Here is a 13704-nt window from a genome sequence, read left to right as displayed (position 1 = left end):
AGTACATAGCCATGTATACCGTTAAAGAACTCTTTCCTACCCTACAGGGTGAGGGCGCCCACGCTGGTCGCGCAGCAGTGTTTTGCCGTTTTACAGGATGTAATCTTTGGAGTGGTCGTGAGGAAGATCGTGCATCGGCGATTTGCCAGTTTTGCGACACTGATTTTGTAGGGACTAATGGTATAGGCGGAGGTAAGTTCGAAACTGCCTCCCAGTTGGCCGAATCTATTGAAGAGGCTTGGAATAGTACTGCTGCTGGACCACAGCAACGCTATGTAGTCTTTACTGGTGGCGAACCTTTACTCCAGTTAGATGCGGCCTTAATCGATGCTCTCCATCTATTAGGTTTTGCCATTGCTATCGAAACGAATGGGACGATTAAAGTACCTAAAGGGGTGGATTGGGTATGTGTTAGCCCTAAAGCGGACTCTGAACTGATCGTCCTTCAGGCAGATGAAATTAAGTTAGTTATTCCTCAAGTGGGCCATACCCACATCGAAACACTCCTAGCTAGATTTGAAAAGATGGACTACCGCAATCGTTTTTTGCAGGCGATGGATGGACCTCGGATTCAAGAAAACTTGGCCTTGGCGATCCAGCTATGTCAAAAACGGCCTTTATGGCGTTTGAGTGTCCAGACTCATAAAATGATCGGTATTCGCTAGCTGGAATCAGAAGGTGAATTTTTAGAAAAAGTAAACATGACTACTAAGCAAGAAACTATTTCGATTACCAGGCGACTAGAGTTTGATGCGGGCCATCGTATTCCAAACCATGATGGTCAGTGCCGCCATTTACATGGTCATCGCTATGCAATTGAAGTGACCTTGATGGGTGTCATTGCCGATCATCCTGGTAAAGCAGATGACGGTATGGTTTTGGATTTTGGGGAGATTAAGCGCCTTACCAATCAGCATGTAGTAGAGCCATGGGATCATGCCTTCTTAGTCGCCAAAGAAGATGCAGGTTTAGTAGATTATTTAAATTCCATTCCTAATCATAAAACTGTCGTGATGGATCATGTGCCCACAGTAGAGAACTTGGCCAGTGCTGCATTCAGACTTTTGCAACCCGTATTTGATAAGGCATTTGATGGTCGGCTGAAGCTATCATCGATTCGCCTTTATGAAACCCCCAATTGTTGGGCAGACGTTTCGCATTTATAAGTATCGATTCAATTGACCATGCAAGCTGAGCTTGATCGCCAATACATGCAGCAAGCCATAGAGCAGGCTATGCTAGCTGCTTCTGCTGGCGAGGTTCCGGTTGGTGCGGTGCTGGTTCGCGATGGCCAAGTAATTGCTAAGGGTTTCAATCAACCTATCTCCAACAGTGATCCCAGCGCTCATGCTGAAATGCTTGTTTTAAGAGGAGCTGCTCAATCAGAAGCCAACTACCGATTGCCTGGGACAACGCTCTATGTCACCTTAGAGCCCTGCACTATGTGCGCAGGCGCAATCTTGCATGCCAGAGTCGATCGGGTTGTATTTGGTACTAGCGACCCAAAAACAGGAGCTGCTGGTAGTGTTCTCAATGTATTCTCAGAAAAGCGAATTAACCACCAGACCCAAGTTGAGGGTGGCATTATGAGTGAAGAATGCGGCCAGATATTGCGTCAATTTTTTAAGGAGCGACGTTGAAGCAAATTCATTTGATTGCTCCATCAGGAGCCAGTCTTGATGCTCGAAGCCCTGAAGCTGGTATTAATTGGTTAGGGCAGCAGGGGATCGAAGTTTTAAACACTGATTGTGTTACTCGAGTTGAGCAGCGTTTTGCTGGTACTGATGCGCAACGCTTAGCTGAAATCAATCAGCTTGCGAAGCTTCCACCGCAGGTAGTAGTTGTTGCCATGCGAGGTGGCTATGGCTTACATCGATTACTTCCAGATATCGATTGGGCTGGCATTGCTCAGGCTGTTCAAAATGGACTGCAGATTTGTGGCCACAGTGATTTCACAGCGTTTGAGTTAGGCTTGCTGGCAAAGACTGGTGCTATCACGCTAGCAGGGCCAATGCTGAACTTCGACTTTGCTTGTCAGGGTGAGCAGGGTGAAAACATTACACCTAATCCATTTATGTGGCAGCATTTTCAAGAAGCGATGACAGGGCGATCATTGCAATGCAAGATCACTGCAACACAGCAATATCTCAAGCAGGCAGAAGGACAATGCTCGGGCATGCTTTGGGGTGGTAATCTCACCATCCTGTCTGGTTTAGTGGGCACCCCTTATTTTCCAAGTCGTGAGCAAACTAAAGAGGGAATATTATTCCTTGAGGATGTGAATGAGCACCCCTATCGAATTGAGCGCATGCTAATGCAATTGCTTGACTCGGGTGTGCTGGCTAATCAAAGCGCAATTCTTTTTGGCGGCTTCTCTGCTTATCGACTACACGATAACGATCGTGGGTATAACTTAGATGGCGCCATTGAAATCATCCGTAAGCGCCTTCCAAGTCATATCCCAATATTAACGAATCTACCTTTTGGACATCAGGCTGAAAAGTTAACCTTACCAGTAGGTGCGCAAGCGCACATTGAATATCGTTCGGCAGGTTTTAGTATTAAAGCTTCGTGGTAACGCATGCATCACTTAGGACCCTCTTTGAAAGCGCTACTCTTATTAAGCAGCATTCTGATCGCAAGTAGCACAATGGCAACTGAAGAGCCAAAATACACCCTCCTGGAAAAATCAGAGCCATTCGAGTTGCGGGCTTATGCTCCACAGCTGATTGCTGAGGTCAAGGTCGAGGGTGATTTAGATAAAGCTTCAGGCCAAGGTTTTCGTTTAATCGCTGCCTTCATCTTTGGTCAAAACCAAGTGAGTGAAAAAATTGCGATGACTACCCCGGTTGGGATAGAGTCAAATGATCAGCAGAAAAGTGCAAAAATTGCGATGACAGTCCCGGTTGGTATTGAATCTGCCAGCCCTGAAAAGGGTGCGGCTAATCAATGGACTATATCGTTTGTCATGCCCTCCGAATACACCCTAGAAACTTTGCCTAAACCCTTAAATTCCCAAGTCAAAATTAGGCAACTGCCTGCAGAGATCAGGGCGGCGATTACTTTTTCTGGTTTTTATAGCGAAGATACAGTCTTGGAAAAAACCAAAGCCCTAGAAGATTGGATTAAGACCAAGAATATGCAAGCCATTGGCTCGCCGCAGTTTGCGCGTTACAACCCACCCTGGACGCTCCCTTTTATGCGACGTAATGAGGTGATGATTCGGGTGCGCAATTGATACTTAAGCCCTGAATCTATTGAGTACGTATTCTGTGGCATTGCCTGGGTTTTGCTTGAAAAATATAGAATTCGACCTTCTGGCGGCGTAATAAAGGGTCTAGGGAAAGTACTTAAGATATTTCATTTGAGTATCGTGATAAATGAGCTTATAAAGTAGGCATACACATTTATAAGCTTTGAGACTGTGATCTGATCAAGTGATCAACGTCAATTTTGTTAGCAAAAAATACCAAAAGAAATAGGCGCTACTACTGCGCAAGCAATATTCCGGCATTTTTTCAGCAATTAGTCTTACACAGTGATGCCATTTAACTTTTCCCAATATCTAGCTAAGGTACATATAGTATGAAAATTTACGATTGGATTACTGCAGCCGAAAAAGGAATTTTGATCCTTATTGCATTCTTTACTATTTTTAGTGTCGGTATAGAGATGTATGCCGTTCTTTTAAATGGAAAAATTGCCTTAACCGATCTGTTATTAATGTTCATTTATGCCGAGGTTCTAGGTATGGTGGCAGCCTTTTACAAGTACAACAAAATCCCAATCACTATTCCTATATTTATTGCAATTACGGCCCTCTGCAGGCTCATTATTTTGCAGGGTAAGGGAATTAGTACGGTTGACTTGATATATGAGAGTGGAGCGGTATTGTTGCTTGCTATCTCAGCGATCCTCATCAAAAAAGCCATGAGTACTAAAGATTCAGAGGTATAAAACCCCTTAATTGATGCCGACTAAAACTCAGGCCTCAAAACTCTTTAATACAAATGAGGCGCCACCATCTTGTCCCAGCGCCTCAACAAGAATGGGCAAGCTTTCAGATAACTGCTTTTCTAGAGTCCATGGTGGATTGATGATGAACATGCCGCTAGCCTGCAGTCGGCGCTCCTTGGGAGCGTTCTCAACCCGAAGCTCAACTTGTAACCAAGACCGTTTATGAGTTACCGCAATCTTTTTCATGTGATCCGGCAGGGATGCCGATTCTCTTCTGGAGAGGCATGGATACCAGATTGCAAAACAACCCGTAGCGAAGCGATGTAAAGCCTCTTCGATCGCAGTCTCGAGATAACGATAGTCTTGCTTATCTTCATAAGAGGGGTCAATCAACACTAGACCACGCCTACTAGGGGGTGGCATCAAGCCTTTCAGCCTTGCAAAGCTGTCTTCTGCATAAATGTCGACCTGCTTAGACTGCTTGAGCTGGCTGATATTGTGGCGCAGGATATCAATCTCTTTGGGATGTAATTCAAAGAGCTTCAGACGATCTTGTGCTCTTAGTAGATGTGCCAGGATAAATGGAGAGCCAGGATAAACGGCAATATCATTATCGGCATTCTCGGAACGAATGCGGTCGAGATAATTAGCTATGCCAGGGCTTACTGAATTACTCTCTGCAAATCGAGCCAAGCGATAAATACCTTGATCGGCTTCTTTACTAACGATTGCAAAGCCATCAATTAAGCTATAGATACCGGCACCAGCATGCGTATCGACAATAGTCAAAGCGCCAGGCTTTTCTTGTAGATACTCAACTAAATGAATCATCACCAGATGCTTCAGAATATCGGCATGACTACCCGCATGAAAAGCATGGCGATAGCTAAACATCTCTAGATAGCCTTAGGTTTTTGCGCTTTAATAAACAAAGCTAAAGTCATGCTAATTAATGCCACACACGCGTATTGCAAAGACTGATTAAGTTCTGAGTCTAGAGTTTGCGTAAGGAGAATATAGATGGTGACAAGGCCACCGAGCGCAAGCAAGCGAGGTCCGATCTGATTAGCCGCCATCTGTTTCTCTGGAATAAACCCGACCAATATTGCCCCGAGCATTCCGGACCACAGTCCAATTGCACACCCCGCTAGAACATCGGTGAGCCAGTGTGCGCCAAGCGCATTGCGAGAGATGCCTGAAAAAATCGCAATGATAAAGACCCACCACAAAGAGGCTCTTTTATCTCGATCGCTAGCAAAGTAGATTCCGGAAACTACCGCAAAAGCAGTCAGCGTATGACCAGAGGGCATTGCTCTATGTAATAGCGGTTCGCCGATGCGATAAAAGTCTTCTAAAGCTAGTACTCCAGCAGGACGTGGAAGTTCTAATAGAGGCTTGATAATTTGACTGATGGTGCCGCCAATCAAAGATGCCAAAAGTCCGGCGCTCAGCAATCGAGGCGCTAGCAGCAAGAGGGGGAAGCACAGTGCAAAGATGCCCCAGCCATTGCCAATAAAAGTGAGCCAAGCCCAGAGGGTGTCTGGAAGTAACTGGGTATAACGATTGATCAATAAGAATGTCGGGGTTTGCAACTCACCAAAGTAAATAGCGATCGCTAGACTAAGTGGCAGAAGCGGAACACACCAAACCCAAATTGATGCAATTGCTAAAGCCGATTTGCGCTGCTCAGTCATGCGAATTAATGTGACCGCTCTTGATCGGCTTCATTTAATTGATGCGCCATCTTCTCTAGCACCTGAGCAACGGTGATGGCCTGCATGCAGACATTGTCATGGCACGGTGTTTTACGATGATTGGCGGCACTAACACAGGGTGAACATGCCAGATTGGCTGTAATTGCAATCGATTTACCAATAGAGCCATAGAGTGCTGGCGTTTCTGGTCCGAAGAGGACGACTGTCCGCAATGCAGTGACAGCAGAGAAGTGGCCAGGCCCAGAATCATTGGTCACCATCACATCAGAGAGGGTGTAGAGCGGTGGTAATTCTGCAAAGCTCACTTGGCCTGCAAAGTTCAGAGCATTTTTAACATTGGCAACTGCGCGGACTTTTTCAACATAGTCAAATTCAGCTGGGGAGCCAGTAATCAGAATGAGATCACTTGGATAGCGTTGATTTAATCCTTGAATCAGCTCAGAAAAGCGCTGTTGAGCCCAACGCCTTTGTGGTAATAGATCGCTAGCATTGGGGTTGACCAAAATGAGTCGTTGCTCACCTTGCTTAAACGCAATGCCAAAACTCGCACTCAGTTTCTCAATGCGCTCGCGAACTTTGCTCAATACTGCTGGATCAATTACCGCTTGCTCTAAGCGAACTTCTGAATCTGCAATATGTATTTTGCTAAACGGTACCTCAATCTCATTAGCAAATGCTGCATGAATCAGAGAGAGAAAATTCTTAGTAATATGAATGTGCGGGTTGTAATGAACTTTGCGTGTTAGCATAAAGCCGCGCCATAAACCTTCACCATGAAAGATGTGATAACCCACACGACGGCGTGCACCACATAAGCCCGTCAGCAGGGCGGTAAAGCGAGAGAATAATTCCAAATCAATCACGGTGTCGATACGGTGCTTGTGAGCTAGCAGTAAAAATTTGAGCGTATCTTTAATTAAGCCACCTAAGCTAGAAGAATCAATCGTAAAGATGTTCTCAGGCTTAACGGTATTTAATAAAGTGAGACTGGCACGATTGCTTTTAAAAATCAGAAAAAATAATTCAGCGCCACGAGCTTGTGCATTGCGCATCGCAGGATCAACCAAGATTGCACTACCCATTTCAGATAACTCAATAAAGAGTAATTTTCGGGGTGCTTCTGGACTGCGAGAAAAGAGATTCTTGACGGCATCAGTCAGAGCAACGACTGGGCTTGCTACCGCGCAAAGTGGTACGCCGACCCAGTGGTCAATCGCACGCATGGTGTTGACGCTAATACTCATAGTAGGGCTCTAAAAAATTATTTCCGTTTTAATAAAAAGTAAGCGCCAGGCAATACCGACAAGACGGTAATAGCGCCATAGCTAATGGATGCTAATACTGTCATAGATGGACTAACGCCCCACAAAGCTAGTACAGATGAGAGGGTGGCCTCACGCAAGCCCCAACCAGAGATGCTGATTGGTAGCATTAATAAAAGACTCAAGGCAGGCAAGCCAATCATGAGAGCTTCAATAGGTGCATCAACTCCATAGGCTTTGAGGCAGAAGAGCAGCGTTAGAATAGTCAGGGAGTGAATGCCAATCGCAAATACGGCTTGAGCCACATTCATGGGCCAAGAAAAAGCGAGCTTGATACCAGGTAGAGCATGACTCATTTGTATGCGGTCTAATAATTTTTGCAACAAATGACAGCTAGGCCCCCATGCCAAAATAGCGGCGAGTAATAAACCTGCCGCCACCATGATGCCGGTGACTGCGTATCCTAAATCAGTACCCCAGGCGGCTAAGGTCGCGCCACCCAAAATGAGGCCAAGTCCGCCCAGTAAATTATTTCCCGCTAAGCCAAGCAAGCGATCCACCAAAACCATGGAAAAACTCAGGCGCAGTTTAGGAGTGGCATGCTCTAGGTCGACAGAGTGATGAAGTTCTTCATCGAGCTCCTTTGCTTGGGTCAAGCTGCCGCTACTATTTAAGTGGGTAGCGGTAATGGCGCGATAGCTATCACCACCTAGCGTGCTGGGCAAACCTTGATTAATCAATCCACCGGCAAAGTAGAGCGCAACAAAATTAGGGAGACTTCCCTGAAAGCCCACCTGACGCATTAAAAATCCCCAGCGTAGTCCACCACAAATAAACGCTGAGATCATGGTTAATCCAGCTGCCAAAAACCACCAAGGTTGCATCTGAATATCAGAATCTAATATGGCGTGCCAATCAATTCCGCTGGTGGCCTTCCAAAGCAGAGCGACCGACAACAAAATACGAATTGTGGGCCAAGCCCGCTTGAGGATAACTTTCCACCCAGATGTTGCTTTGGGGGTGGCTTGGGATTGTGAGCTCATAGGCATAAGGATAATGCCTACGGCTCCTAAGGTCTTGAATTTGGGGAATTAACGCGCTACCCCATCAGCCTGCCAGTTCCGGCAGAGGCTGTAGTCAAATTTAGATAAAACTTGCCCAAATCGAATAATTTCTAGCTGGTCCAGTGGTTCACAGACTTCAAAAGCGAGATTCCCGCCTACAGGTGACCTAAAAGCCATTCCTGACCAGTTAATCAGTAAGACATTTGCGCCAGTCGGCAATTGCCCAAACCAAAGGTCAAACTGATCTTGTCTTTGGTCCAGCACAAAGACTGGGAGAGGTTGTACGTACCAGGCAGCACGACTACCTAAGGTCCAGTTTTGTACTGCAATCCCATTGACTTTCGTAGCTTGCGCTAATTGAGCTGCTTTTTGGCCGGCAAGCTTCCAGCCATAGAGGTCAGCAATGGGATTGGATTTCACTATTGAGTTAGTGACGCCTCCAGCCAAAACAAATCCAAAGCCTAGTAAACAAACGAGTAATTGCCCAATGAGCAAGGCACGAATTGCTATGCGATGTTGTATTGCCCATAGCCTGGCAAGGCCAATGCCAGCAAATGGCGCAAGACAAAACCAGGCGGGCGTAGTCCAGTGGGGCAAGCTACCTCCGCCTGACAGCGTAGCAAAAATGGCAAAAGGTATCGCAAAGAAACTCAGTAAAGCAATCAGAATCAACTTCTGCGAGTGGAGGTAATGCTTTAGAAAAGTATAGATACCCAAAAGTAATAGAGGTCCAAAGCAGGCAATCTGAATACCTAGAAAGGTGCCAACTCTACGCCAGGCCCAAGCGCCACCACTGCCATGAGCAATTTGATATTTGAATGAGATCCAATCATTGACCCAGTTCCAATAGAGTACGGGGCTAATTGCGATCAAGGCAATTGCTGCTGCAAGCCAAAAACCAGCTTGAGTAATCCAGACTTTTTTGGGTGAGGCTAACAATACCAAGAGCAAAGCAAATGCGGTAAACGCAGCGGTGTATTTGCTCAGCCCTGCCAAGCCCAGTATTAAGCCGGTAGTAATCCAGTCTGTAATAGTGAACTGATCTTTTCGGGTCCAACGTAAGGCCATCAACATCAAGCCAAGGCTTAAGGGGGCAAGTAGGGTGTCAGGCAAAAGACCGATTGCTAAAACATGCGGCAACGGCGCTGTAATGATGGCTAATACAGCCATCAACCCACACAGATTTGCTGAGGGGAGGGCAGTAGTAAGGTAGTCCGCATGACGCCCTTGTATCAAGTGGTGAATTTCTAGGGTCACTCGATACACCAAGAAAGCCGAGAGCACCCAGAGCAATTCCGGAATCAAACGAATGATTCCCTCAGATGAGGTCAGACTCACTAGTGGCCATTGGATCCAACCTACCAGTGGCGGATGATCAAAATAACTCCAGGCAAGATGTTTTGCATATAAAGCGTAGTGCGCCTCATCGACAGAAAACTCAATTGAGAAACCCAAGACAAAATGCACCAGTGCAGTAATGCAGATGCTGATGACAGCCCAGCTTGAGGGGGATTGATAGCGCATGCGATGATTTTAGACTTAAGCAAGCCATTCTTTGGGACAATGAAGCGGATGCCTATAAAAACTCTTTTTCGATCTCTGCTACTTTTGACCGCCATAGCCATCTCCTTAGCAGGCTGTGCAGGTTTGACTGGAAACTCTATTGAGAATGAGGCGGGGCAGCCATTCAATGCGGATCAGTTGCCAGCTCAAGAGGATTTACCCAAGTTCTCTGCGGAGAAGCCGCGTGATGGCATGCCAGATGGTTGGCATTTCTATCGCATCGCACCTTATAAAAAGAACACCATTTACCGACTTGAGAAATACCAAGGTCGCACGGTGCTAGCTGCTAACTCTAAAACATCAGCATCTGGTCTTGCGGTAAAACTTCGCCCCCGCTCAGCACAGAACTTATGGTTGCAATGGGAGTGGAAGGCGGTAGGCGCAATACCGCAAGCAGATAACGCTGATAGTCAGCGCGACGATGCACCATTACGTATCTTGGTAGCCTTTGATGGCAACAAATCCAAACTCCCCCTCAAAGAAAAACTCACCTTTGAGATGGCTAGCTTAATTAGTGGTCAAGAAATGCCTTACGCCACAGTGATGTACATCTGGTCGGGTAAGAATTCAGTCAATACAGTTTTGAACAACGCTCATACCTCTCGTGTAAAGATGATTGTGGTGGATTCTGGTTGGGATAGTCTGGGTGAGTGGCGCAAGCATGAGCGGGATTTAGCGGCGGACTACAAGTTGGCTTACGGAGAGGTGCCAGGTAATGTCATTGGTATTGCACTGCTGACGGATACCGACAATACAAAATCAGAAACCCGTGCCCTGTACGGAGATATCGAGTTACTGCGTAAGAATTCTAAATAGCTGATAGGTTATTGGGGCGCCAGCGCTTTAAGAGTAGGGCATTACTCAACACGCAAAAACTGGAGAGCGCCATTGCACTCCCAGCCAGCATAGGTGATAGATAGCCTAAGGCTGCCATCGGTATACCAATCGTATTAAACGCAAACGCCCAAAACAAATTTTGGGCAATCTTATTCCAAGTTTTTTTAGAGATATCAATTGCATCAGCAACCAAAGTAGGGTCGCCACGCATTAGCGTGATTCCAGCGGCTTGCATGGCTACATCAGTCCCGGTAGACATCGCCATGCCCACATCTGCCATCGCCAATGCTGGCGCATCATTGACGCCATCACCAATCATCGCAACATACTGTTTCTGAGCTGCAGGTGGATTTTGTAGTTGATGAATCATTTGCGCTTTATCGCTCGGCATAATTTGTGCAAAGACTTCATCAATACCGATTATTTTTCCCACGCGAGTAGCGGCGGATACATTATCGCCCGATAGCATCACCGTCCGAATATGTAATGCATGCAATGCGTCGACCGCCGATTTTGCATTTACTTTCAGTTCATCTCCAAAAGCAATGACAGCAATTGGTGAAGGTGCGCCATTACTTTCGCTACCTGAGTTCATCAGCACAGAAACAGTTTGACCCTGTTCAAAATACGCCTGTGCTTTTTGCAACACCATAGCGTATTGAGGACTAGCTTCAAGCGAAGCTACGCTTTGTAAACGCAGTGTTTGACCTGCAAAAGGACCGCTACTCGGAATACCTTCAATCCCAATACCAGGCAAGCCTTTGCTAAATGAGGTGGGAATCGGCGCGATACCTTTTCCCTTGGATGAAACTAGTAATGCTTTTGCCAAAGGATGTTCGCTTCCCAATTGCAAGCCTGCAGCAGTGGCGAGGATCTGATCGGCATCGGCAAGTGATGTATCCAAAGGCAGTAGTGCGAGCATACGTGGCTTACCTACCGTTAATGTGCCGGTCTTATCAAAGGCAACGATATTGAGCTTATGCGCCAACTCTAATACTTGCGGATCCTTAATTAAAATGCCGAAACGTGCGGCTATGCCAGTACCTGCCATGATTGCAGCTGGAGTGGCTAAGCCAAGCGCACAAGGACAAGCGATCACTAAGACCGAAACAGCGCGCAAGATAGCAACGGAGATGGAGTCTAAGTAAAGCCAGTTACCCAGGCCAGTTAAGAGCGCAAGCACAATGACTGTGGGCACAAATATCGCGCTCACCTGATCAACTAACTTTTGAATCGGCGCTTTTTGTGTTTGCGCTTCCTCTACCAAGTGAATGATTTGTGAGAGTACGCTTTCAACACCAACAGCTTGCGCCATCACTACTAGTACACCTTCACCATTTAAGGCGCCTCCTATGACTTTTGATTCAATTGATTTCTTAACGGGCTCGCTTTCGCCGGTGAGCAGGGATTCATCAACGTGGCTGCTACCCAAAATAATGACGCCATCTACCGGAATGCGTTCACCGGGAAGTATGAAGACTTTATCGCTAGGTAGCACTTGTTCTAGCGGTAAGTCGCGATATTGATCGGCGCTAATACCTGCATTCCCCTGTAGCTCAACATCCGCGTTTAAAACTTTGGCATGCTCTGGCCAGAGTTTTTGCAGGGCGCGAATCGCTTCACTGGTTTGTTGCTTGGCTCGTGCCTCCAACCATTTGCCTAATAAGACCATGCAGATGATGACTGCAGATCCCTCGAAGTAAAGTTCATGTGCATGGTTTGAAGTGAGCAAGATATACAGACTGAGCCCATAAGCAGCGCTAGTACCTAAGGCAACCAATAAGTCCATATTGCCCGCGCCAGCCATTAAGGATTTATAGCCTGCGACATAGAAACGCCATCCCAAAATGAATTGGACTGGTGTTGCCAAAGCGAGCTGCCACCATCCTGATAAAGACCAATGATTACCAAAAGGCATAAAGAACATCGGCAAGAAGAGGGGTGCTGACAGTGCAAAACTCAGAACCACGCGGCCTAAACCATCGGCAGCCCAAAATGGCTTGCCAATCTTCTGATCCGGATTACCTCGAATGGAACTTTCTTTAGCTTCGTAGCCTGTCTTTTTAACAAGCGCGATGATGTCCCCTAGGCTTGAGGAACCCTGCCGAACGCGAATTCTTGCCTGCTCGGTCGCTAAATTGACGCTTGCTGCCTCAAGCCCAGGAATCTTGTCTAAAGCCTTTTCTACTCGGCTAACACAGGAAGCACAGGTCATCCCGCCGATGTCGAGGGTATAAAACTCTGAATTTGGGGATTCTGTAGTGCTCATGTAGAAGATAATCTACCGCATGGCGAAAAAAAGCCATTAACAACTGTATTTTGACTGTTTTGAAAGGGTGGCCATGTTTACGCTCAAGGTTTCAGGAATGACTTGTGGTGGTTGCGTCAACGCAGTCACTCGTGCTGTGCAAGCCCAAGATCCCCAGGCTCAGGTTCAGGTGGACCTGGCGACACAGTTGGTCACACTAGAAACGACCCTCTCCCCAGAATTAGCCTCGGGGCTTATAACAGATGCCGGGTTTCCTATAGTGAATTAAGGCATTGTTTAGAATATTTGCAAGTTACTCAATCTCAGTCGTTTGTTTCTATAGGATCGTGAATTATGTTCTTCAGTAAGTTAATGCCTCACGATGGCAATTTCTTTGAATTATTCAACGAACATGCTGCCCATATCGTTGCAGCATCCAAATCTTTCCTAAAATTCATTGAACATTACAACGATGAAGCATTGCGTGCTAAATACACGCAAGAGGTTGATAGTGCAGAACACGCCTGTGATGATGTGGTTAAAGAGGTGCATCGCCGCCTTCATAAGACCTTCATTACTCCAATCGATCGCGATCAAATTTTTGATCTCATCAATACCATGGACGATGTGGCTGATTTAATTCAGAACGGTACAGAAGCCATGCATCTTTACAACGTGAAGCAAATGACGGATGAGATGCTGCATATGGCTCAGCTCTGCAACCAATGCTGTATTGGTGTCAAAAATGCTGTTGGTATGCTCAAAGACATATCAGAGCCAGAAGTTGCAAAGGCTGCACTCAAGACCTGTGACGAGATCGATCATTTGGAATCAGGTGCAGATCGCCTGCTCTCAACTGCAATCACTAAATTATTTCGGGAAGATATCGAAGTGCGTGAGCTCATTAAGCTGCAGCGTATTTATGAGCTGCTTGAGGAAGTGACTGATAAATGTGAAGACGTTGCCAACTTGGTTGAAGGCATTGTTCTTGAAAATTCCTAAGGTTAAATAAGTTGACCACAATAGAAGTCGCATTTTGGGTGGTAGCGCTTTTAGTA

15 protein-coding genes are annotated in these 13704 nt (G+C 46.3%); 9 read left to right on the top strand and 6 right to left on the bottom strand.

Annotation, left to right across the window (positions count from 1 at the left end):
- Positions 1 to 11 precede the first annotated feature (11 nt).
- The 6 genes from queE to FD967_RS06730 all read left to right on the top strand — a co-directional run bounded on the left by queE (position 12) and on the right by FD967_RS06730 (position 3957).
- Positions 12 to 665: a 7-carboxy-7-deazaguanine synthase gene (gene queE / locus FD967_RS06755; protein WP_215325215.1), complete on the top strand. Its 654-nt coding sequence runs from the start codon at positions 12 to 14 to the stop codon at positions 663 to 665.
- Positions 666 to 701: 36 nt separating this feature from the next.
- Positions 702 to 1166, top strand: a complete 465-nt coding sequence (gene queD, locus FD967_RS06750; protein WP_215325214.1) for a 6-carboxytetrahydropterin synthase QueD — start codon at positions 702 to 704, stop codon at positions 1164 to 1166.
- 18 nt (positions 1167 to 1184) lie between these two features.
- The gene (gene tadA / locus FD967_RS06745) at positions 1185 to 1640 is read left to right on the top strand and encodes a tRNA adenosine(34) deaminase TadA (RefSeq protein WP_215325213.1); all 456 of its coding nucleotides are present in this window, start codon (positions 1185 to 1187) and stop codon (positions 1638 to 1640) included.
- The gene (locus FD967_RS06740; protein ID WP_215325212.1) at positions 1637 to 2578 is read left to right on the top strand and encodes an LD-carboxypeptidase; all 942 of its coding nucleotides are present in this window, start codon (positions 1637 to 1639) and stop codon (positions 2576 to 2578) included. The genes tadA and FD967_RS06740 overlap by 4 nt, the downstream gene beginning before the upstream one ends.
- Before the next feature lie 3 nt (positions 2579 to 2581).
- Complete coding sequence (locus FD967_RS06735; RefSeq protein WP_251368997.1) at positions 2582 to 3238, top strand: heme-binding protein; 657 nt, start codon at positions 2582 to 2584, stop codon at positions 3236 to 3238.
- 347 nt (positions 3239 to 3585) lie between these two features.
- Positions 3586 to 3957: a phosphate-starvation-inducible PsiE family protein gene (locus tag FD967_RS06730; protein WP_215325210.1), complete on the top strand. Its 372-nt coding sequence runs from the start codon at positions 3586 to 3588 to the stop codon at positions 3955 to 3957.
- Between the two features lie 27 nt (positions 3958 to 3984).
- On the opposite strand, the gene FD967_RS06725 is transcribed toward FD967_RS06730, so the two are convergent.
- Genes FD967_RS06725 through FD967_RS06705 form a run of 5 tightly spaced genes read right to left on the bottom strand, consistent with a single transcriptional unit; the run spans position 3985 to position 9522 of the window.
- On the bottom strand, positions 3985 to 4851 hold the full coding sequence (locus FD967_RS06725) for a 23S rRNA (adenine(2030)-N(6))-methyltransferase RlmJ (protein WP_215325208.1): 867 nt from the start codon (positions 4849 to 4851) through the stop codon (positions 3985 to 3987).
- A gap of 2 nt (positions 4852 to 4853) precedes the next feature.
- Positions 4854 to 5651, bottom strand: a complete 798-nt coding sequence (locus FD967_RS06720) for a phosphatase PAP2 family protein (protein ID WP_215325206.1) — start codon at positions 5649 to 5651, stop codon at positions 4854 to 4856.
- Between the two features lie 5 nt (positions 5652 to 5656).
- Positions 5657 to 6916, bottom strand: a complete 1260-nt coding sequence (locus FD967_RS06715) for a glycosyltransferase family 9 protein (protein WP_215325204.1) — start codon at positions 6914 to 6916, stop codon at positions 5657 to 5659.
- A gap of 17 nt (positions 6917 to 6933) precedes the next feature.
- Positions 6934 to 7977 (bottom strand): lysylphosphatidylglycerol synthase transmembrane domain-containing protein, encoded by a 1044-nt coding sequence (locus FD967_RS06710; protein WP_215325203.1) that lies wholly within the window; start codon positions 7975 to 7977, stop codon positions 6934 to 6936.
- Between the two features lie 48 nt (positions 7978 to 8025).
- Entirely contained in the window at positions 8026 to 9522 is a 1497-nt protein-coding gene (locus FD967_RS06705) for a glycosyltransferase family 39 protein (protein WP_215325202.1), read from the bottom strand.
- A gap of 3 nt (positions 9523 to 9525) precedes the next feature.
- Between FD967_RS06705 and FD967_RS06700 the strand changes: the two genes are divergently transcribed.
- Positions 9526 to 10377, top strand: coding sequence for a DUF3047 domain-containing protein (locus FD967_RS06700; RefSeq protein WP_251368996.1), 852 nt, complete (start codon positions 9526 to 9528; stop codon positions 10375 to 10377).
- Here the strand turns inward: FD967_RS06700 and FD967_RS06695 are convergent.
- Positions 10370 to 12667 carry a cation-translocating P-type ATPase gene (locus FD967_RS06695; protein ID WP_215325201.1) on the bottom strand — a complete coding sequence of 766 codons (2298 nt, stop codon included), beginning with the start codon at positions 12665 to 12667 and terminating at the stop codon, positions 10370 to 10372. The genes FD967_RS06700 and FD967_RS06695 overlap by 8 nt on opposite strands.
- 73 nt (positions 12668 to 12740) lie before the next feature.
- Here FD967_RS06695 and FD967_RS06690 point away from each other — a divergent pair, with 73 nt between their 5' ends.
- Complete coding sequence (locus FD967_RS06690) at positions 12741 to 12935, top strand: heavy-metal-associated domain-containing protein (RefSeq protein ID WP_215307691.1); 195 nt, start codon at positions 12741 to 12743, stop codon at positions 12933 to 12935.
- Between the two features lie 65 nt (positions 12936 to 13000).
- A complete protein-coding gene (locus tag FD967_RS06685) occupies positions 13001 to 13648 on the top strand; it encodes a DUF47 domain-containing protein (protein WP_215325200.1) in 648 nt (215 codons plus the stop codon).
- Positions 13649 to 13704 lie beyond the last annotated feature (56 nt).

The sequence above is a fragment of the Polynucleobacter sp. JS-Mosq-20-D10 genome (assembly GCF_018687755.1).
Taxonomy (GTDB): Bacteria; Pseudomonadota; Gammaproteobacteria; order Burkholderiales; family Burkholderiaceae; genus Polynucleobacter.
This window is presented reverse-complemented; position numbering and strand designations above follow the sequence as displayed.

What these genes read in the sequence shown, in the direction of transcription:
- queE (WP_215325215.1), top strand. Translation starts at nt 12, where the DNA reads ATGTATACCGTTAAAGAACTCTTTCCTACCCTACAGGGTGAGGGCGCC.
- queD (WP_215325214.1), top strand. Translation starts at nt 702, where the DNA reads ATGACTACTAAGCAAGAAACTATTTCGATTACCAGGCGACTAGAGTTT.
- tadA (WP_215325213.1), top strand. Translation starts at nt 1,185, where the DNA reads ATGCAAGCTGAGCTTGATCGCCAATACATGCAGCAAGCCATAGAGCAG.
- FD967_RS06735 (WP_251368997.1), top strand. Translation starts at nt 2,582, where the DNA reads ATGCATCACTTAGGACCCTCTTTGAAAGCGCTACTCTTATTAAGCAGC.
- FD967_RS06730 (WP_215325210.1), top strand. Translation starts at nt 3,586, where the DNA reads ATGAAAATTTACGATTGGATTACTGCAGCCGAAAAAGGAATTTTGATC.
- FD967_RS06725 (WP_215325208.1), bottom strand. Translation starts at nt 4,851, where the DNA reads ATGTTTAGCTATCGCCATGCTTTTCATGCGGGTAGTCATGCCGATATT.
- FD967_RS06720 (WP_215325206.1), bottom strand. Translation starts at nt 5,651, where the DNA reads ATGACTGAGCAGCGCAAATCGGCTTTAGCAATTGCATCAATTTGGGTT.
- FD967_RS06715 (WP_215325204.1), bottom strand. Translation starts at nt 6,916, where the DNA reads ATGAGTATTAGCGTCAACACCATGCGTGCGATTGACCACTGGGTCGGC.
- FD967_RS06710 (WP_215325203.1), bottom strand. Translation starts at nt 7,977, where the DNA reads ATGAGCTCACAATCCCAAGCCACCCCCAAAGCAACATCTGGGTGGAAA.
- FD967_RS06705 (WP_215325202.1), bottom strand. Translation starts at nt 9,522, where the DNA reads ATGCGCTATCAATCCCCCTCAAGCTGGGCTGTCATCAGCATCTGCATT.
- FD967_RS06700 (WP_251368996.1), top strand. Translation starts at nt 9,526, where the DNA reads ATGATTTTAGACTTAAGCAAGCCATTCTTTGGGACAATGAAGCGGATG.
- FD967_RS06695 (WP_215325201.1), bottom strand. Translation starts at nt 12,667, where the DNA reads ATGAGCACTACAGAATCCCCAAATTCAGAGTTTTATACCCTCGACATC.
- FD967_RS06690 (WP_215307691.1), top strand. Translation starts at nt 12,741, where the DNA reads ATGTTTACGCTCAAGGTTTCAGGAATGACTTGTGGTGGTTGCGTCAAC.
- FD967_RS06685 (WP_215325200.1), top strand. Translation starts at nt 13,001, where the DNA reads ATGTTCTTCAGTAAGTTAATGCCTCACGATGGCAATTTCTTTGAATTA.